16 protein-coding genes and 1 pseudogene are annotated in these 18,324 nt (G+C 41.0%); 13 read left to right on the top strand and 4 right to left on the bottom strand.

The genetic code is table 11. From position 1 onward, the window contains the following. From DWX28_RS19380 to DWX28_RS09965, 4 genes are all read left to right on the top strand, one after another. A partial coding sequence (locus tag DWX28_RS19380) for a translation initiation factor 2 (protein WP_158565302.1) occupies nucleotides 1-989 on the top strand: 989 nt, incomplete at its 5' end. Between the two features lie 631 nt (nucleotides 990-1,620). Next, nucleotides 1,621-2,031 carry a peptide deformylase gene (locus tag DWX28_RS09975; RefSeq protein ID WP_022214265.1) on the top strand — a complete coding sequence of 137 codons (411 nt, stop codon included), beginning with the start codon at nucleotides 1,621-1,623 and terminating at the stop codon, nucleotides 2,029-2,031. A gap of 22 nt (nucleotides 2,032-2,053) precedes the next feature. Further along, nucleotides 2,054-2,656: a methyltransferase domain-containing protein gene (locus DWX28_RS09970; protein WP_022214264.1), complete on the top strand. Its 603-nt coding sequence runs from the start codon at nucleotides 2,054-2,056 to the stop codon at nucleotides 2,654-2,656. A gap of 61 nt (nucleotides 2,657-2,717) precedes the next feature. Beyond that, on the top strand, nucleotides 2,718-3,101 hold the full coding sequence (locus DWX28_RS09965) for a hypothetical protein (protein WP_147342097.1): 384 nt from the start codon (nucleotides 2,718-2,720) through the stop codon (nucleotides 3,099-3,101). A gap of 125 nt (nucleotides 3,102-3,226) precedes the next feature. On the opposite strand, the gene DWX28_RS09960 is transcribed toward DWX28_RS09965, so the two are convergent. Beyond that, the gene (locus DWX28_RS09960; RefSeq protein ID WP_022214262.1) at nucleotides 3,227-4,507 is read right to left on the bottom strand and encodes an O-acetylhomoserine aminocarboxypropyltransferase/cysteine synthase family protein; all 1,281 of its coding nucleotides are present in this window, start codon (nucleotides 4,505-4,507) and stop codon (nucleotides 3,227-3,229) included. A gap of 272 nt (nucleotides 4,508-4,779) precedes the next feature. Here DWX28_RS09960 and DWX28_RS09955 point away from each other — a divergent pair, with 272 nt between their 5' ends. Continuing rightward, the gene (locus DWX28_RS09955; RefSeq protein WP_022214261.1) at nucleotides 4,780-5,001 is read left to right on the top strand and encodes a hypothetical protein; all 222 of its coding nucleotides are present in this window, start codon (nucleotides 4,780-4,782) and stop codon (nucleotides 4,999-5,001) included. Between the two features lie 10 nt (nucleotides 5,002-5,011). Next, nucleotides 5,012-5,551: a hypothetical protein gene (locus DWX28_RS09950; protein ID WP_118252590.1), complete on the top strand. Its 540-nt coding sequence runs from the start codon at nucleotides 5,012-5,014 to the stop codon at nucleotides 5,549-5,551. A gap of 282 nt (nucleotides 5,552-5,833) precedes the next feature. Here the strand turns inward: DWX28_RS09950 and DWX28_RS19915 are convergent, their stop codons facing one another. After that, on the bottom strand, nucleotides 5,834-6,187 hold the full coding sequence (locus tag DWX28_RS19915) for a transposase (RefSeq protein ID WP_243002401.1): 354 nt from the start codon (nucleotides 6,185-6,187) through the stop codon (nucleotides 5,834-5,836). 627 nt (nucleotides 6,188-6,814) lie between these two features. Here DWX28_RS19915 and DWX28_RS09940 point away from each other — a divergent pair. The 3 genes from DWX28_RS09940 (at nucleotide 6,815) to DWX28_RS09930 (ending at nucleotide 9,536) form a co-directional block, all read left to right on the top strand. After that, complete coding sequence (locus DWX28_RS09940; protein ID WP_118252589.1) at nucleotides 6,815-7,819, top strand: DHH family phosphoesterase; 1,005 nt, start codon at nucleotides 6,815-6,817, stop codon at nucleotides 7,817-7,819. Between the two features lie 483 nt (nucleotides 7,820-8,302). Then, nucleotides 8,303-8,782, top strand: coding sequence for a DUF2284 domain-containing protein (locus DWX28_RS09935; RefSeq protein WP_022213757.1), 480 nt, complete (start codon nucleotides 8,303-8,305; stop codon nucleotides 8,780-8,782). A gap of 106 nt (nucleotides 8,783-8,888) precedes the next feature. Further along, the gene (locus DWX28_RS09930) at nucleotides 8,889-9,536 is read left to right on the top strand and encodes an L-rhamnose mutarotase (RefSeq protein ID WP_118252587.1); all 648 of its coding nucleotides are present in this window, start codon (nucleotides 8,889-8,891) and stop codon (nucleotides 9,534-9,536) included. A 92-nt stretch (nucleotides 9,537-9,628) separates the two neighbouring features. Here the strand turns inward: DWX28_RS09930 and DWX28_RS09925 are convergent, their stop codons facing one another. Continuing rightward, nucleotides 9,629-10,216, bottom strand: coding sequence for a TetR-like C-terminal domain-containing protein (locus DWX28_RS09925; protein ID WP_118252586.1), 588 nt, complete (start codon nucleotides 10,214-10,216; stop codon nucleotides 9,629-9,631). Nucleotides 10,217-10,527: 311 nt separating this feature from the next. On the opposite strand from DWX28_RS09925, the gene DWX28_RS09920 reads away from it, so the two are divergent. The 4 genes and pseudogenes from DWX28_RS09920 to DWX28_RS09905 all read left to right on the top strand — a co-directional run bounded on the left by DWX28_RS09920 (nucleotide 10,528) and on the right by DWX28_RS09905 (nucleotide 16,985). Next, nucleotides 10,528-13,764 carry a YhgE/Pip domain-containing protein gene (locus DWX28_RS09920; RefSeq protein ID WP_118252585.1) on the top strand — a complete coding sequence of 1,079 codons (3,237 nt, stop codon included), beginning with the start codon at nucleotides 10,528-10,530 and terminating at the stop codon, nucleotides 13,762-13,764. A gap of 23 nt (nucleotides 13,765-13,787) precedes the next feature. Next, nucleotides 13,788-14,159 (top strand): annotated as a pseudogene (locus tag DWX28_RS09915) (GGDEF domain-containing protein); the annotation flags it as partial. 192 nt (nucleotides 14,160-14,351) lie between these two features. Further along, nucleotides 14,352-15,857, top strand: a complete 1,506-nt coding sequence (locus DWX28_RS09910) for a S1C family serine protease (protein ID WP_022213752.1) — start codon at nucleotides 14,352-14,354, stop codon at nucleotides 15,855-15,857. Nucleotides 15,858-16,025: 168 nt separating this feature from the next. After that, entirely contained in the window at nucleotides 16,026-16,985 is a 960-nt protein-coding gene (locus DWX28_RS09905; RefSeq protein WP_022213751.1) for a 3'-5' exonuclease, read from the top strand. On the opposite strand, the gene DWX28_RS09900 is transcribed toward DWX28_RS09905, so the two are convergent. Further along, nucleotides 16,968-18,248 (bottom strand): D-alanyl-D-alanine carboxypeptidase family protein, encoded by a 1,281-nt coding sequence (locus tag DWX28_RS09900; protein WP_118252584.1) that lies wholly within the window; start codon nucleotides 18,246-18,248, stop codon nucleotides 16,968-16,970. The genes DWX28_RS09905 and DWX28_RS09900 overlap by 18 nt on opposite strands. Between the last annotated feature and the right edge of the window lie 76 nt (nucleotides 18,249-18,324).

Here is an 18,324-nt window from a genome sequence, read left to right as displayed (position 1 = left end):
GCCTAAAGCGTCCGGAAGCACGTGACTTCAGTCATGTGAGGATAGAGTTTTTAATTCACTTTTCCATTAGAAGAAATATTACCATTATAAAAGGTGACAGTGCAACAGGAAAGACTACTCTTTTACGTATTTTATATGAATACTTGAGAATTGGAAGGCAGTCAGGATATGCTGTTTCTACAAATGCATTATATTATGTATATATTCGAGATGAAGTGGGACGTGATTGGAAGGATGCATTATATCCGTTAAAAAATACAGTTATTTTTATTGAAGAAAATAATGAATTTGTATTTACAAAGGAATTTGCCAGTTATGTAAAAGAATCTGGAAATTATTTTGTTTTTGTAACTCGTGCACCATTGAAGATGCTACCTTATAGCATTCATGAAATTTATGAAATTATTACGGATGGAAAGCGTACAGATATAAAAGAATCTTATCATGAATTCAAAGAAATATATAGCAATTATCCTATTATAGAAAATAACAAAATTCAGAATGTTGTTACAGAGGATAGTAATTCAGGATATCAGTTCTGGATGCACGCATTTAAGAATAGTAATGTTACCAGTTCTAATGGAAATGGGAATCTCATTAAATGTGTAAAAGAACTGGGATTAGGAGATACATTGGTAATAGCTGATGGGGCTGCTTTTGGCTCTTTAATTGAAACTTGCATAAGTTCATTTCAGATACAAACAGAACGAAGAATTTCATTATGGCTTCCAGAATCATTTGAATATTTGATTTTGAAATCTGGTATTCTTAAGTCCGAAAAATTAATTCAGATTTTAGATAATATTCCTGAATATGTCGAATGTGAAAAATATGAAAGTTGGGAAAAGTTTTTTACAGAGATTTTGATTACGTTGACTGCGGATGGCGTTGAGAAGTATTCTAAGAACATACTGAATAGTTACTATTTGCAAGATTGGGTAGTTGATAAGATAAAAGAACAATTGCCTATAGAAGTTATAAACAAATAGGTGCCAACTTTCCTACCAACTCAGTACTTATGCAAGTTGTCTGCTGAGCGCTTACGAAATAGCAAGGCATCAGCGTTATAGACCAAATAGTATTCCATTGACGTAAAATTTATATACACAACACCTCAGTTTTGAGGCATAATGTAGAAGTAGACCATTTATAACAGATGAAAATTTAATAGAGTTACCAATTCCGCGAAAGTACGGAGTCGGTAGCCGATAGATTGATTGGCGCAGGATTTGAGCGCCATCTACACAGTGACTGGCAATCCGGTACTGAGAACTTTATTAGCTCATGCCAACAAAATGCCAACATTTATGCCTGAAACGGGAGCTTTCAAGGACGATATAAAAGCTGACAGCGAAGTGCCCACGAGAGCTAAGAAAGCCCGTAAATCAGGGGTTTTCAAAGACAGTATAAAACATAAATAGTCCCGGAGGAAGATGCCGAGTGCCTTGCTCCTAAGCGTCTGATGTGGGTTCGATTCCCGCACGGGACGTTTATCCTGAAGCGAGATTACTTTAAATGCGAAATTTGAAGTGGTTTCGCTTTTTTATATTTCTGTCATGTTTGAGAGAAAAATCTGTTATAATGATCGTAATAAATACAGACAAAGGTGGAAGATGACATATGCTCAAACCAATCGTAAAAGATATATTTTTCCTGAGACGTAAAGCAGAGGAGGCTACGCGCGAGGATATACAGATAGGGATAGATCTGCAGGACACACTTCGGGCGAACAAGGAAGCGTGTGTGGGAATGGCTGCGAATATGATCGGCGTGAATAAGTGTGTGATCATTGTAAATATGGGATTTGTAGATGTGGTGATGTTTAACCCGGTTCTGACCAAAAAAGATAGCCTATATGAGACAGAGGAAGGCTGCCTGTCACTTACGGGAGTACGTAAAACTACGCGCTATGAGAATATAGAAGTGGAATATCTGGATATGAACTGGAAAAAGCAGAAGCAGAAACTCAGTGGCTGGACAGCACAGATCTGCCAGCATGAGCTGGATCATCTGGAAGGAATTATTATCTGATCAGAGGAAGTATATAAGCGATATGAAACAGGATAAAAACGAAACAAGATGGGATAAACTTCTGCATATTCAGACGATGGGAAGAGACGATTCTAATTCAGATCAGTACAGATATCCATATGAGCCGACACCGTATTCTGTATTGGAACGTCTGGCGAATACAGGATATATCAGGAAAAATAATACACTGCTTGATTATGGATGTGGGAAGGGACGGGTAGATTTTTTCCTCTCATATCAGACCCGCTGCAGATCGATAGGGATAGAATACGACGAACGTATTTATCAAAAGGCCGTAGAAAATAAAGATAAAGCTGTTTCAGGCGGCAGAACTTCTATGGAACTGGCGAATGCGGAAATCTTTGCGGTTCCGGAGAATGCAGACCGTATGTATTTCTTTAATCCGTTTTCCGTGGAAATTCTGGAGAAAGTAATGGCCAGGATCCTTGAATCTTATTATCAGAATCCCAGAGCGATTCAATTGTTTTTTTACTATCTGTCAGATGAATATATATCGTATTTGATGACGATAGATGAATTGATGTTTGTGGATGAAATTTCCTGTAACGATCTATTTCCGGGACAGGACCCAAGGGAGAGAATCGTGATTTTTGAAATGTCGTAAAAATATATAAGATCAAGGGCTGTTTATGATATAATAAATGAAAAAAGGAGCGTGAATGGAAATGAGTAAAAAACTTGAAAAAATGAGATGGCGGGCAGAAGACAGAATCTATCGAAAAGATGAATGGGTCAGACAGGACACAGATGAGCTGTTGGGACTGGAACAGAAGCTGAATGAGATGGAACTGTCAGAGAAGGATCGCAAGGTTGTGGACGATTACACCGCATGTATGGAATCCAAGCAGGACAGAATGGGATACCTTCTGTATGAGGCTGGAATGAAAGATGCCAGACGCAAAATGCGAATCCGTAAAGCTGTCTGCAGAATATCTTTCGCAGCTGCAGTAGCTGCAATCCTCGTGATCTGGCATGAGAAGACATTGGATAAATTGCAGGAAATACTTCACATGCTGCATTGGGAAATGGATGAGGACGAACAGGAATAATTTTTCTGGAATCAACTAAAAAATCTATAAACAGAAACAAAAGATGGAACTGTATCAGAATGATAATTCAAATGATAACAGTTCCATCTTTTTATTTAAGAAAATAAATGTTTTACGTGAAACATTTAAATTGCTTCGAGTGCCTGGGCAATATCTGCGATCAGATCGTTTTTGTCCTCAAGACCACAGGAAATACGGATCAGTCCAGCTGGAATTCCCGCAGCGGCAAGCTGCTCGTCGTTCATCTGTCTGTGAGTGGAAGTAGCAGGATTCAGACAGCATGTTCTTGCATCTGCAACGTGAGTTTCGATTGCTGCAAGTTTCAGATTCTTCATGAATTTTTCTGCGGCAGCACGACCGCCTTTTAATTCGAAGGAAACAACACCGCATCCTCCGTTTGGAAGATATTTTTTTGCGATCTCGTAATATTTATTGGATGGAAGAGTGGGATAATTTACAAACTCTACTTTGTCATGCTTTTCAAGGAATTCTGCAACAGCCTGTCCGTTTTCGACATGACGTGGCATACGGACATGAAGAGATTCCAGACCAAGATTCAGAATGAAGGCGCTCTGTGGTGACTGAGCACAGCCGAGATCACGCATCAGCTGGGAAGTACATTTAGTGATGAATGCGCCTTCTTTGCCAAATTTCTCGGCGTATGTAATTCCGTGATAAGATTCATCTGGAGTACAGAGTCCAGGGAATTTGTCAGCGTGAGCCATCCAGTCAAATTTACCGGCATCAATGATCGCGCCGCCAAGTGCGGCTCCATGACCATCCATATATTTGGTTGTAGAATGAGTTACGATATCAGCACCCCATTCGATCGGACGTAAATTTACCGGTGTTGGGAAAGTATTATCTACGATAAGCGGTACACCATGAGCATGAGCAGCTTTGGCGAATTTTTCAATATCCAGAACCGTAAGCGCCGGGTTTGCAATAGATTCTCCGAAAACTGCTTTTGTATTTTCTTTGAAAGCTGCATTCAGTTCTTCCTTAGTGCAGTCCGGATCGACAAAAGTCACATCTACACCCATTTTTTTCATTGTGACGGCAAGCAGATTATAGGTTCCACCATAAATGGAAGAGGAAGAAACAACGTGACTTCCTGCTTCACAGATATTAAAGATCGCAAAGAAGTTTGCTGCCTGTCCGGAAGAAGTCAGCATTCCGGCGGTACCGCCTTCGAGAGCTGCAATCTTGGCTGCAACATAATCGTTTGTGGGATTCTGAAGTCTTGAGTAAAAATAGCCTTCTGCTTCAAGATCAAAAAGTTTCCCCATGTCTTCACTGGTATCATATTTGTAGGTGGTTGACTGGTAAATAGGAATTTGCCGTGGTTCTCCATTTCCAGGTGTATAACCAGCCTGAACACATTTGGTGTTGATAGAATAGTCCATAAATTTTCCCTGCCTTTACATTGTATATAGTATCTTTTATGTTATACCCTTTTTGCATAGATGTAAAGGTAAAATACATACTTGATAAGTATGAAATGTATGATATGTAATTGTCCGTAGTAACTTGGTTGTGAATGGTGCCTGTGAAAAGCTGCCGGCAAAGTATAAGGGATGCTTGCACATTTGTCGGGAAAAACGAATAAATATATGCTATAATAAGTGCAGCTACAGTGAGAGTATACGCAAATAATAACTGGACAAGGAGGATGATTATGGCAAAAATCGTAAAAATTGGTTCATCGGAAAACAAAGATAAACGTCTTTTGCAACTTACAAATAACCTCAATACATTGAAGGCATCTCTTGCAAATATGATTGAGCAATATGAAAATGAAGGCGCAGAAGAGAAAAAACTGGATACTATGACAGAAGCTCTGGATGCCTTAGAAGACGCGTATGATGCCTTAAATGACATTTTGCTGGAGGAAAGGTAAATAAATATAGATGAGCTATATAACAACGTATACAAGGCGGCATTTTGACCCTGTAAATCCTGATCCCGATCTGATCTGTATCGAGGATATTGCCCATGCTTTGCCTATGATCTGCCGGGGGAATGGACATGTCACTACATTCTGGTCAGTAGGAGAACATTGTATCTGCTGTGCAAAAGAAGCAAATGCAAGAGGATTGTCGAAACGTCTGGTGCTGGCGTGCCTTTTACACGATGCCAGTGAATGTTATATGTCAGATGTGCCAAGACCTTTAAAGCAGGAGATGTCCGCATATAGAAAAATAGAGGACGATTTACTGAAAGTGATATACGGTAAATTCCTCGGAACACCACTTACACCAGAGGAAGAAACACAGATCAAAATAATAGATGATGATCTATTGTGGTACGATCTGGAAACACTTTTGGATGAAAAACAGGAGACAGAAAAGCCGAAACTGCACATAGATCTGGATTATACGGTGCGGCCGTTTAAAGTAGTGGAAGAAGAATATCTTGAAATTTTTAAAATGTTTCACGTGAAACATTGAAGTGGCTGTGATAAAATTAAATCACAGTAAACAGTAACTCATATACTTATACTAAACTATAAATGAGTAAATTTGAAAAATTGCACAAAACTACCCTGCTAATTTTATAAATGAGTCAAAATCATCGCTTTCCTTTGCACATTGGAAAAGATATCGATACTTTTCCAACTGAACAATGCCACAGATCTTGTGATATCCGGTCTCGAAAGAGCAGAACTCACCAGTTCCTGCTATACACATGAAATGTGCCAGTGACATAAGCAGCCAATACCTTTTGATCCCCTATGCAGAACGCAGCTGATAGCCGTCCAGTGCCATTTTATCCTTACACTGGCGGAAAAATATTTCAATTGACCATCGGTACACATAATATTTTCGCTTTTTGACTGTCGCAAGGTCAAATCCATTATGTGTAACGGACAATTCGGCAGCCAGTTCGCTGAGTTTCTTTTTCATTCCTGATGGATACAGCAGACGGTTTGTTTTCAAAGCACCAATGGTATGGAACCCTTTCTGCGCAAAGGCATTGATTATTTTTTCTGAAACATACCAGTAGTCACAAAGGAAATAAGACATTACTGGTGGAACAGACAGTTCCTTTGCAATGTTCTGTACAATGCCATTGCAGGAAAGCATGACAGCAACTGCCTGATGTCCCTAATCCTGTTTTTTCTTTAAATGAGACTGGTGAAAGTACGCATCTTCAATTGGATGTAATGCCCGTGACAAAGGCTTAGTCTTTGAAGCTATCGTGTCATCCGCAATGCAGAAAACAGGATTTCCGGTACGTGCAGCTTCTGAATAAATAATCTCAATGACAGACTGTTTTAATGTATCTGAAAGTAATGAATCATTCCATTTCCCGGAATTAAGGAAATGAGCGATCGTAGTTCTGTGGCAGGAGCTGTTTTTAGCAAAATCCGTGGTTTTTCCATGGTATCCTGAGATAAAAATGCTGATCAGGATACTCATAAGATGATTTATGACCCGGTTCGAATAGAATTTGCATAAATTTAATTTTTTAAACTGGTTGTATATGAATGACGAATGATTATAGTATTTGCGAGAGGCACCTTCTTTCTTGTGAATGTTGCAAATGTTTGTTTCGTCACTTTCATTATACAACATAATCAGATTTAAGGTGTCTTTCTTTTATGCAAAATCACGAACTTGCTCATTTATAGTACTAAAGATAAAATCTGAGATACAGTAGTACTTGTGTCTTAGATTTTATTTTTTACCGAAAAGAAAAGGAGGAGAAATATGCCAAAAGAATTTGATTTTGACAAAGAATTCGAAAACATGATGACCAGTAATAAACTGGATACAGTTGTATTACTGGGACATATAAATCCGGATGGGGATGCGGTAGGATCTGTCATGGGATTAGCACATTACATAAAGGTAAACTATCCTCAGTATGAAGTGCTTCCATATCTGGCGGATACAATAGATAAAGGCCCTAATAAGATCATAAAGACAGATAAAGTATTTAATCCATTTGAAAAACCGAACGTAGAAGGAAAAAAGTTTGCAGTTATTGTGTGCGATAATGCAGTGATCGTGCGTATGGCAGGAAGAGAATATTATGAAGCTGCTACGGCATCAATGGTTATTGATCACCATGCATCTAATGAAGGATATGGAAACATTAATTATACGAAAGTTTCAGAAGCCTGTGCAGAGAATGTTTTTTATATACTGGACAAAAATAGTCTAGAAAAAGCGACAACTTTAGAACTTCATCCAACAGCTGCTGATTATATCTACCTGGGAATCATACAGGATACAGGAGGTCTTGCCAGAGCAAAGGAAAGTACTCTGTATGCGGTAATGACATTGCAGGGAATTGGCGTAAAACACAGTGATATTATGAAAACGATGCATAATGATACGCTGGAAAGCTTACAGAAGAAAGCCCTTTTATTAAATAAGGCGTTTTGTGTACTGGATGGCAAAGTAGCGTATGTTTGTGTAGATCAGAAAGAGAGCAAAGAAAAAGAAATCCGTTATGAAGATATCCATCCAATTACAGAAATTCTTCGGGATTGCGAGGATATAGAGCTGAGCTTTACCATGTATGAGGAAGCTGAGAATAAATGGAGATGTTCTTTCAGATCTGATGGTGAATGGATTGACGTCAATGAATTGCTGACTCCTTTTGGCGGTGGAGGACATGCCGCTGCCGCGGGACTGAAAAAGACAACGGATGATGTGGAAAAACTAAGGGAAGCTATTTTTGAACGGATCAAGGATTTGAGAGAATAAATGTGAAAAATAGTATAAGAAATGAAACGAGCCGGTGCTTATTGCTGCTGCGATAGGCACCGGCTTTTTTGCTCTCATAAATGACGGTTTAAGCTGAAAATACCAAAGATATCAAAAGAGTGAAAGAAAAACTTTGCACATGATTATAGTGAAAAAAATAACTAAGGCTTTTTTGAAAATTCGACAATAAAGTACTATAAATAGTATTATAAAAACTTATATATCCGATAAATGGGACGTAATATAAAAAATTATATATAAAAAAGAAATACAAGAAAAAAAGTGCGATATAATGCACACATAAAAGACAAGAAATAAAACGAAATACAAAATAATGCACAGGCCCAAGAGCTTACTTTATCTGAATAGCTTATTTGATATATTTTATGTGGGATATAGTTGACCTATGACAGATATTGGGTATAATTACTTTAAATAATAAGAAAAAGTGAGAAATTACGATAATAACAGAAGGGAGATTTTATGATGGATCTTATGCAGGAAGCTATTCTTCTGGGATTTTCCGGGGCGGCTGTCATGGATACGAAAGAGCTTGTCTTTGTGCCGGAATACCGGACATTTTGTGAAGAAAATTTATGCGGCTGTTATAATGTAAATCCAGCCTGTCCACCCGAAAGTGGAACCGTGGAAGAGATGAAACAGCGTGCATTAAGTTATGAAAAAACACTGGTGCTGCAGACAATGCAGGAGGATCTGCACGATCCGGCGGAATACAAAAAAGCAAAACTGCTGCAGAATAAAATGACAGAAGAACTCGCAGAGAAGATGAAAGCAGACGGAAAGACAGATCTGCTGATCATGAGTGCCGGTCCGTATAAACATAATTCCTGTATGTCGGCATACTGTGTGGACGCACAGAAAATGGCAGATGCGGCGGGAATGCTTTGCTGGACAGATGACGGAATGGTGCGCTATTTTTCCCAGATCCTCTTTCATGAATAAAATTGTATTATAAATACAGATGTGATAGAATCAGTATCAGAAAATAAAAGCTTGCAGATGCAGACAGCAATGTCTGAAAAGCACAAATGACAGGAGGGTTTTTACCATGGAAAGACATGCATTTGCAATGAAAGTAAAAGAAGGCAGGATGAATGACTACCGCAAAAAACTTGGAGAGATCTGGCCGAAACTGACAGCATTTCTTGATCGTAATAAGGTAAAGAATTTCAGTATCTGGAATGCAGAGGATCTGATCTTTGGTTATTATGAGAACGAGGATGGAGTAGCTTTAAGCGCAGAGGAGAATGCAGCGAAAGATGCCATTACCGCGAAAATCCAGGATACTTTTGACTGGATCTCCACACCGGGAAAAGATATGCGGCTGATGTATCATAACTTTGGTGTTGTAAGAGAAAACAAAGAACTGATCCGTCACAGAATGTTTATGACTAAACTCAAAGATGGCTGTGAAGAAGAATACAAGAGACGCCATGACGGTCTGATCGAACAGAGAGGTGATACTGTTGATCCGGGTCCGGACAGCAACTTCAGCATCTGGAGTGCCGGTGGTTATATTTTTGGTTATGATGAGATCGATACTACCATGGAAGTAGAAGAAACGGTTGAAGAGAGAGAGCAGACTGTTGAATGGGAAATGCGTCAGCTTGGAATCATGGACTGGATCACGAATGATGTAGACTGGATGACAGGTGATGTTCATGCAGATGTAAAACGTCTGGCATGGCATAACTGATCAGAACAGAGAATAAAATAAAGTATAAAAGGAAGCCCTGGTTACTGCATGGATGAATGCGGCAGCCGGGGCTTCTGACATTAGAATAAAAATTATTTTTTGAGCATTTCCAGATATCCCTGGGTAGTGCTTTCGATCATTTTGTAGGTAAGCTCTGCCATGTGCTCCGCAGATTTCTGCTCTGGTTCTGTGAGCCATGTGCGGATCAGGCCGACACATCCGTTCAGGATAAAGGCATAAGCGTATTTGAGATTTGGGTCATCCTCTGGAAATTTTTCAGGAAGCTGGCTTAAGAAAGTTCCTGCGATCAGCTTTTCAATCCGTTCTACGAATGCCATATCTCCATGCGGTCCAAGGAGAGCAAGACAGAGTTCCTTATTGCTGTCCAGAATATTGAAAAACTGCACGATGAAGTAAAAAGCACCTTCTGTATTATTGGAATCGATCGTGTGATTTTGCATTACCTGAGTGATTTCTTCCAGAGCATCTTCCTCGATCTGCTGCAGCATCTGATAAATATCAGTATAATGAAGATAAAAAGTGGAACGGTTGATGTCAACTTCGTCAACAAGTTCTTTTACTGTAATTTCCTTAATACTTTTCTGAAGCATCAGGCGTGCAAGCCCTTCTCTGAGCTGTGCTTTGGTTTTGCGTACTCTCCGGTCAACTTTTCCGGCCATGTTAAATCCCCCTAATCTTTTGGTAAAAAATCGTCATCTTTTAGATAAAATGTCAATTTTTGACATGTGATAGACATTAATTAAAAATATGTCTATTAATATACATGACGATATTTTTTTGTTGGTTGTATCTGCTTTTCGTGTTTAGTATAATACACCTTGCCAAGAAAAGCAACATAATGTTGATTAATAGAAACTAAAACCATTAATAGAATATTGTCTATTGTTAAGATAATATTTATTTGATGGAGAGAGTTCGTTTAAATCAGCATGTTACAATTATATTTACATTACAGGAAAGGAACATATAAATGATCAAAAACGAGTGGAAAAGTTTATGGAACAACAAGATTTTGATCATCGTAGTCATGGCGATCATTATTATTCCAGTGATCTATGCCGGCTTGTTTCTGAAATCCATGTGGGATCCATATGGAAATCTGGATCAGCTTCCGGTGGCAGTGGTCAATAATGACAAATCCGTAGAATACGATGGCAAAACGCTGAGTGTAGGCTCAGATATGGTGGATGAGCTAAAGGACAATGATGCACTGGATTTTCATTTTGTAGACAGTGAGGAAGCAGAGCAGGGATTAAAGAATGGTACTTATTATATGGTAATCACCATTCCGGAGGATTTCTCCAAAGATGCTTCTACATTGATGGACGACAATCCGAAAAAAATGGAATTGAAGTATGAGACAAATCCGGGAACCAACTATATCGCGTCCAAGATGAGCGAGAGCGCTCTGTCCAAGATCCGTGAGGCAGTTGCTTCCAAGGTGACTGAAACTTATACACAGACGGTTTTTGACCAGATTGCAACGGTTGGAGATGGAATGCAGGAGGCAGCGGATGGTTCTGAGGAATTAAAAGACGGACTCAAAACTGCTTCTGATGGAAATAAGACGATCATCAAAAATCTTAAGAAACTTGCTGACAGCACACTGACGTTCAAGAGTGGTGCAGAAACTCTGACAGAAGGCCTGAAGGAATATACAGATGGCGTTTCTCAGGTTGACAGAGGTGCTTCCCAGCTTGATGAGGGTGTTGGAACTCTGACAGCAAAACTTCCTACACTGACAAGTGGTGTAAACAGTCTTGATGAAGGGGTTAAGAGTTATACAGATGGAGTTGCAAAACTGGATGCGAACTCTGCACAGCTTACTTCTGGAGCAAATAGTCTGAGCAAAGGGGCACAGAGCCTGAAAACAGGACTGGATACTCTGAAAAGTGGTACTACACAGTATGTAAGCGGTGCAAATACACTTGCTGATGGCGTGACACAGTATGTTGCCGGAGCAGAACAGCTTGCAGCCGGAGCGCAGCAGCTTTCTGCACTGGAAAATATCGGACAGGTATCCAGTGGGATTGCACAGCTGAATACAGCCGTTTCTGAGGGAAACAGTTCTCTCAAGAGTGGAACACAGCAGCTTGAAAGTGGGCTGGGACAGTTATCCGAACAGTTACATAGTCTTTCAGACAGTGCAACGGCAGACTCAATGAAAGAACTTGCCGCAGGTCTGAACAAAGCAAAGACAGGAATGGAAACCGCAAGTCAGGGAATGGATTCAGCAGCAGCAGGAATGAATCAGGCCGCAGCGGGCATGAACTCTGCAGCGGATACGATCCGTACTGCCAGCAGTGGAATCTCACAGGCTGCTTCTCAGCTCCAGGGTGTTTCCGCGCCGGTATCAAAGGCTGCAGACAGCATGGCAGGGGTGGTACAGCAGTGTGCCCAGGATGCAAATGCACAGATTGAAGCAGCAAATGGACAGATCAGTGCAGCCAACCAGCAGACAGAAGCAGCAAATGCAGTGATTACAAATGCTTCTGCAGTACTTCAGGCAATCCAGGGACAGGCAGATGAAAATGGAATGATCTCCGCCGAAAGTCTCAGTGCAGTGATCGGTTCCCTTGCCGGAGCAGATGCAGGAGTGAGCGGAGTATCTGGTATTGATGCAGATGCGTATACTGGTCAGGCACAGCAGATCGCAGCTTCTGCAGCAGAACAGATCGCAGGAGCACAGAGTACGTTAAACAGTACAGCATCGCAGCTGGAACAGGCAGCTTCCGGTTTGAGCAGTGGAGCAGATACACTTGGAAGCAAAGCCGGTGAAATGAGCAGCGGAGCATCACAGATGCAGGCTGGCGCGAACGAAATGGAAGAAGGCATTTCTTCTATGCCGGAAGTTCCTTCTGATTCGATCAATGCAGTATCAGCTGCGGTGGATCAGCTTTGTGCCGGATCACAGAAAGTAAATGCAGGAACAACTTCTGTAGCTTCTGCACTTTCCACTTTGGAAAGCGGAACGAAGGATTTTCCAAAAGCAGCAGCGGGAGTTAAAGCATTAAATGCAGGGTTTGAGACACTGACAGCAAACGACGAGACACTGACATCCGGTGTGGCAAGTCTCAAAGCGGCTGGAAGCAGCGTTACAGGTGGTATCAATCAACTTACAAATGGTGGAAAAACACTTGCAGATGGTGTGAATACGCTGAGTGCGGGACTGAAAACATACACTTCCGGAGTTTCTACTCTGGCAGAAAACAACAGTGCTCTTACAGGTGGAACTTCACAGCTTGCAGAAGGTGCAAAAACTCTTGCAAGTGGAGCCGAACAGCTTGCGAGCGGAACCAAAACACTTCATGATGGAACAAGCAAACTGGTTTCCAATAATAATAAACTGAACAGCGGAGCCGAACAGCTCTCTGATGGCGCAGGCCAGATCCAGGACGGATCCTCACAGCTTTATGATGGTTCCAAAGAACTTGGTGATGGAATGACCAAACTGGAAGATGGTTCTGATACACTGGCAACAAGCCTTGGCGACGGGGCAGCGCAGGTGAAAGAAACAAAGGCAAGTGATGATACGATCAGTATGTTTGCAACACCGATCACAGACGAAGAGACAAAGATCACAACGGTAGAAAACAATGGACATGCAATGGCACCGTATATGATGTCAGTTGGTCTTTGGGTAGGTTGCCTGGCATTCTGTCTGATGTATCCTCTGACAGAATACAAAGGTAAACTGAAATCCGGATTCGCATGGTGGGCAAGCAAGGCCTCTGTCCTTTATCCGGTGGCAATCCTTCAGGGTGTTCTTCTGATCCTTCTGCTTCATGTATTTGATGGATTTACACCAGTGGAAATGACAAAGACGATCCTGTTTGCGGCACTGACGGGAGCATGCTTTACATCGATCATGTATTTCTTCAATATTACATTTGGTAAAGTTGGAAGTTTCCTGATGCTGATCTTCATGGTAGTACAGCTTGCCGGTTCAGCGGGAACGTATCCGGTGGAGATTTCTCCAGATTTTGTGGCAAAGATTCATTATTATCTGCCGTTTACATACACAGTAAATGCTTTCCGAAGCACGATCTGCGGCGGTGAGAGCATCCATCAGTCTGTTGTGGTACTGATCGGACTTACGATTATCTTCTCAATATTGACAATCCTTCAGTTCAATCACATGGCGAGAAGGAAGAAACAGGGCAAAATGCTTCTTCTTGACTGGCTGGAAGAAAAAGGAGTCGCATAAAATAGAGAGTCACATCATTATCCAAAGATGTTGATACCTTTAAATCTGTAAATGATACCTATGGTCATGCAATGGGAGATACTATTCTTCAGAAAGTAGCTACCCTCCTCAAGAGAACCTTCCGTAGCATCGACTATGTATGCAGAATCGGTGGAGATGAGTTTGCAATCATCATGGTTGAGATGACCAGCGATCTCAAATATACGATCGAAGAAAAGATCGAAGCTGTGAATGAAACACTTTCCAAGGAAGTGGATGGAGTTCCGGCGGTATCCTTAAGTGTCGGTGTTGCATTTTCTGACCGGGATAATGCAGAGGATGATATCTTTAAAGATGCGGATAAAGCTCTTTACTATATTAAAGAACATGGAAGACATGGATGTAAGATCTTCTGATGTAATAGGATTTTTGACAGGAATTCCCTGTACTGCCCTGTAGCGGCAGCAGGGAATTTTTGTTATTCATGGAGAACATTGGGGAAATTAACAGATTCGTCACATTTTTCCCACAAAGTCAACACAAATACCCCCTATACTTCTAACCATAAAAGAAAAGAAGTAAACAGAGATTCCAAGGAGGGGATTTTGATGACAGATATGAATAATAGATCAATGAATGATAACAATGAAAATAGAAATAACGATCCGAAAGAAAGAATGAGAAAGAAAGTAAAGAAAGCAGCAGGTATTGCATTATGCGCAGTTCTGGCAGGCGGACTTGCAGCAGGTTCTTTTGAGGGTGTGAATGCACTGACTGGATGGAACAGCAGCAGTGTAGAAGCTGCTTCTTCTAACAAAGAAAATACAACTCTTCTTCAGACAAAATCAGACAAGAAGGATAAATCCGACAGCAGTGATGAAAGCGATTCCAGCAAGACAAAAGGAAGCCTGGATGTATCTGATATCGCAGCAGAAGGAATGAAATCCGTAGTAGCGATCACAACGAAATCTGTTCAGGATGTTCAGAATTATCTTGGATATTATGGATTCGGTGGAAGCCAGGGATATACAACACAGCAGGAAGTTGAAGGAAGCGGTTCTGGTATCATCATCGGAAAGAATGATGACAGCCTTCTGATCGCAACAAACTATCATGTAGTAGACGGAGCAGATACCGTATCTGTTACCTGCATTGATGGCGAGACTTATGAGGCAACCGTCAATGGTTATGATGAGGACAAAGACCTTGCAGTTGTTTCTGTAGCACTGTCTGATATTTCTGATGATACAATGGATCAGATCCAGGTAGCAACCATGGGAAGTTCTGATGACCTTAAAGTAGGTGAGCAGGTAGTTGCCATTGGTAACGCTCTTGGATATGGACAGTCTGTAACAACAGGTATTGTAAGTGCAAAGAACCGTAAACTGAACTCTGATGGTTCTGAAGAATCAGAAGATTCAGATGCAGTAAACCTGATTCAGACTGATGCAGCAATTAACCCTGGTAACAGTGGTGGTGCACTTCTGAATATGGATGGTGAAGTAGTCGGAATCAACTCTGCGAAACTTGCATCTACAGAGGTTGAAGGTATGGGATATGCAATTTCTATCTCAGATGTTACGGATACTCTGGAGCAGCTGATGAACGAAACACCAAGAGATAAAGTTGATAATCACGGTGTACTTGGAATCACAGGTATGTCTGTAAGCGAGGAAGCTTCACAGTATTATGGAGTTCCGGAAGGTGTTCTTGTTTCTGAAGTTACAGAAGGCGGAGCAGCAGACAAAGCTGGAATCAAGGCAAAATCTATCATCACAGAATTCGATGGTAAGAGAGTACGCAGCATTGATGAACTGGTAAGCCGTCTGGAGTACTATGAGCCAGGTGAAGAAGTAGACGTTACCATCGAAGTTGCAAATGGTGATTCCTATAAAGAAAAAACAGTTACCGTAACTCTTGGAGAAAATCCGGATGCTGATAGCCAGGATTCCAAGGATGAGTCCAAAGACGATCAGGATCAGGGAAAACCGGATGATCAGGGTGATGGAAACCAGGATCAGGATGAAGAACAGTTTGGTGACAGTACAGACAGTCTGCTTCAGGATTTCCTCGAAAATGGAACTTCCTATGAACGTTACTACAACGTATGGTAAACCGTAAGTTGACATAAAACAGGAAGTAATAGATTAATTATTATAAATATTATAAGCCACGAAAGGAATCGGTGCAGTTGCATCGGTTCCTTTCTTTTGCTATACTAAATGACAGAGTGCAGAAATACATCAGGTATTTTACGGAAAAGAAAGAAAAGGAAACACGGTATGAACTATATTGTTTTTGATCTGGAATGGAATCAGAGTCCAGGCGGAAAGAAATATTCAAACAGTCGCCTGCCTTTTGAAATCATAGAGATCGGTGCTGTGAAGATGAATGAAAAAAGAGAACCTGTAGATGTTTTTCAGAGGCTGATAAAGCCGCAGGTATATAACTGGATCCATGACAGTATCCATGAGGTGATCCATGTGGATTATAAGGATCTTGCAGACGGACTTCCTTTTCCGGAGGCGGTGAGGGAATTTCTGGACTGGTGTGGAGATGACTTTGCATTTTTTACCTGGGGAAATCAGGATGTCATGGAATTGCAGAGAAATATGAAATATTATGATCTGCTGTTTCTTCTTCCGGGACCGGTGAAGTATTACGATGTGCAAAAAGTTTTTGGTATGTGCTGTAAGGAAGCCGGTGGACGCAGAAGTCTGGAATTCGCGATCGATCAGCTTGATATTCCGAAGGAGCAGACATTCCACAGGGCACTGACAGATGCGCGTTATACGGCGATGGTTCTGAAATGGGTAGATGAGAAGACTCTTTTTACAAACTATTCCATGGACGTATATCAGAACCCGAAAAAAAAGAAAGATGAGCTTTTTTTATCCTATCCGGATCATGACCAATATGTTTCAAGGGAATTCACAGACCGGGACAAGATTATGAGGGACAGGGAAGTGACCAGCACGAAATGCCCGATCTGTCATTTGCCGGCGAAACGTAAGATTCGATGGTTTATGAATAATTCGAAGGCATATGAGAGCATATCACTCTGTCAGAAGCATGGATACGTGAAAGGTAAGATAAGGATCCGTCATACAGAAGAAGACCGTTATTATGTAATTAAGACGCTTAAAAATGTAGGTAATGAAAAAGCGGAAGAAATCCGTGAAAAAAGGGATTTCCTCCGCAAGAAGAGACAGATCAAAAGAAAATCAGAGAAGCAGATCTGAGATTGAATTTTTTGGATAATATCTGGCAGTTCCAACCTGATGACCGTTGAAAGAATAATTGATGGTCAGAAGGGGACGACCTGCCGGATTTTTTTTAATGGTGTAATTCTTTTTGAGGGAATCCGTATCTGTTCCATTTGGAAGTGCTACGGAAGGTGTCCGCATCGAATAAAAAAGAACACAGTGCTGGTAGTCTTTGATCAGATATTTTTCTGCTGGAAGACAGGAAAAAGAGATTTCTTTTTTTTCTTTTACAGCAGCTCTGGAAAAATTGTCAAATCCGTAATCCAGGAGGGATTTGGTATCGGAGTATGCACCATTGATGGACTGCATGACGACGGAGACAAGGTACATATTTCCGCGATGAGCAAAAGTAACGAGTGTATTTCCGGCTGCCTCTGTATAACCTGTTTTGCCGCCAAGAACACCGTCATAAGCATAGGTCTGTCCGGACATCATCTTGTGGTGATTCAGAAGGTAACGGGTTTCACTGAACTTGTTGGTTGCCGGGATTTCGTAATAAACAGTTGTACAGTATTTACGGAACATCGGATTGAACCAGGCTGCACGGGCGATTTTTGCCATATCATTGGCTGTAGTGTAATGTTTCTCATCCGGAAGCCCGTTAGGATTGTTGAAATGCGTATTGGTGCATCCTATCTGACGGGCTTTCTGGTTCATCAGTTCGACAAATTTCTTGACGGAACCGGAAGTCTGTTCAGCTATGGCAAGAGTCATTTCATTGGCTGACTGGAGCATAACTGCCATCAGTGCCTGTTCTACGGTAAATTCTTCCCCGGTATCTGCGTAGATACTGGAACTCTGAGTATCTGTGATTCCATGAGCAGCGGTTTCAGACATGGTAAATTTGTCTGTGGCTTTCAGATTTTCACTGCCGAGAAGGGCAGTCATGATCTTGGTGATGCTGGCTGGATACTGAGCTTTGTCTGCGTTTTTTGAATAAAGGATGCTTCCTGTTATCATATCCATGAGTACAGCGGATTCTCCCTCTATCTGAGGTCCCTGAACCCATCCCTCAATGGAATCTGTATCTGCAGGCTGTGTATAATAGTCTGTATGATAGATTTCTTCAGGAACAGGCGTTGCTGTTACGATCGGATCACCATATTCATCGGTTGCAAGGACAGGAACTGTCTGGCAGACAATGAGAGCTGCACAGAGTACGCTGCCAAGAACGCGCTTTATTGTATTGCATGTCGAGCAGGTGGCAGTAGCACGTCTGCTGATTTTTTTATTTTTCATGTAATTACCTTTCTTTATTGAATATAATTTCTATATTATACCATTCTCAACAATTATACTGTAATCATTTTTTGTA

The sequence above is a fragment of the Blautia sp. AF19-10LB genome (genome assembly GCF_003461245.1).
Lineage (GTDB): Bacteria > Bacillota > Clostridia > Lachnospirales > Lachnospiraceae > Blautia_A > Blautia_A intestinihominis.
This window is presented reverse-complemented; position numbering and strand designations above follow the sequence as displayed.

Coding starts and splice junctions, on each gene's coding strand:
- DWX28_RS09960 (WP_022214262.1), bottom strand. CDS start 4,507: ATGGACTATTCTATCAACACCAAATGTGTTCAGGCTGGTTATACACCT.
- DWX28_RS19915 (WP_243002401.1), bottom strand. CDS start 6,187: ATGCTTTCCTGCAATGGCATTGTACAGAACATTGCAAAGGAACTGTCT.
- DWX28_RS09905 (WP_022213751.1), top strand. CDS start 16,026: ATGAACTATATTGTTTTTGATCTGGAATGGAATCAGAGTCCAGGCGGA.
- DWX28_RS09950 (WP_118252590.1), top strand. CDS start 5,012: ATGAGCTATATAACAACGTATACAAGGCGGCATTTTGACCCTGTAAAT.
- DWX28_RS09900 (WP_118252584.1), bottom strand. CDS start 18,248: ATGAAAAATAAAAAAATCAGCAGACGTGCTACTGCCACCTGCTCGACA.
- DWX28_RS09910 (WP_022213752.1), top strand. CDS start 14,352: ATGACAGATATGAATAATAGATCAATGAATGATAACAATGAAAATAGA.
- DWX28_RS09930 (WP_118252587.1), top strand. CDS start 8,889: ATGGAAAGACATGCATTTGCAATGAAAGTAAAAGAAGGCAGGATGAAT.
- DWX28_RS09935 (WP_022213757.1), top strand. CDS start 8,303: ATGATGGATCTTATGCAGGAAGCTATTCTTCTGGGATTTTCCGGGGCG.
- DWX28_RS09920 (WP_118252585.1), top strand. CDS start 10,528: ATGATCAAAAACGAGTGGAAAAGTTTATGGAACAACAAGATTTTGATC.
- DWX28_RS09925 (WP_118252586.1), bottom strand. CDS start 10,216: ATGGCCGGAAAAGTTGACCGGAGAGTACGCAAAACCAAAGCACAGCTC.
- DWX28_RS09975 (WP_022214265.1), top strand. CDS start 1,621: ATGCTCAAACCAATCGTAAAAGATATATTTTTCCTGAGACGTAAAGCA.
- DWX28_RS09955 (WP_022214261.1), top strand. CDS start 4,780: ATGGCAAAAATCGTAAAAATTGGTTCATCGGAAAACAAAGATAAACGT.
- DWX28_RS09940 (WP_118252589.1), top strand. CDS start 6,815: ATGCCAAAAGAATTTGATTTTGACAAAGAATTCGAAAACATGATGACC.
- DWX28_RS09965 (WP_147342097.1), top strand. CDS start 2,718: ATGAGTAAAAAACTTGAAAAAATGAGATGGCGGGCAGAAGACAGAATC.
- DWX28_RS09970 (WP_022214264.1), top strand. CDS start 2,054: ATGAAACAGGATAAAAACGAAACAAGATGGGATAAACTTCTGCATATT.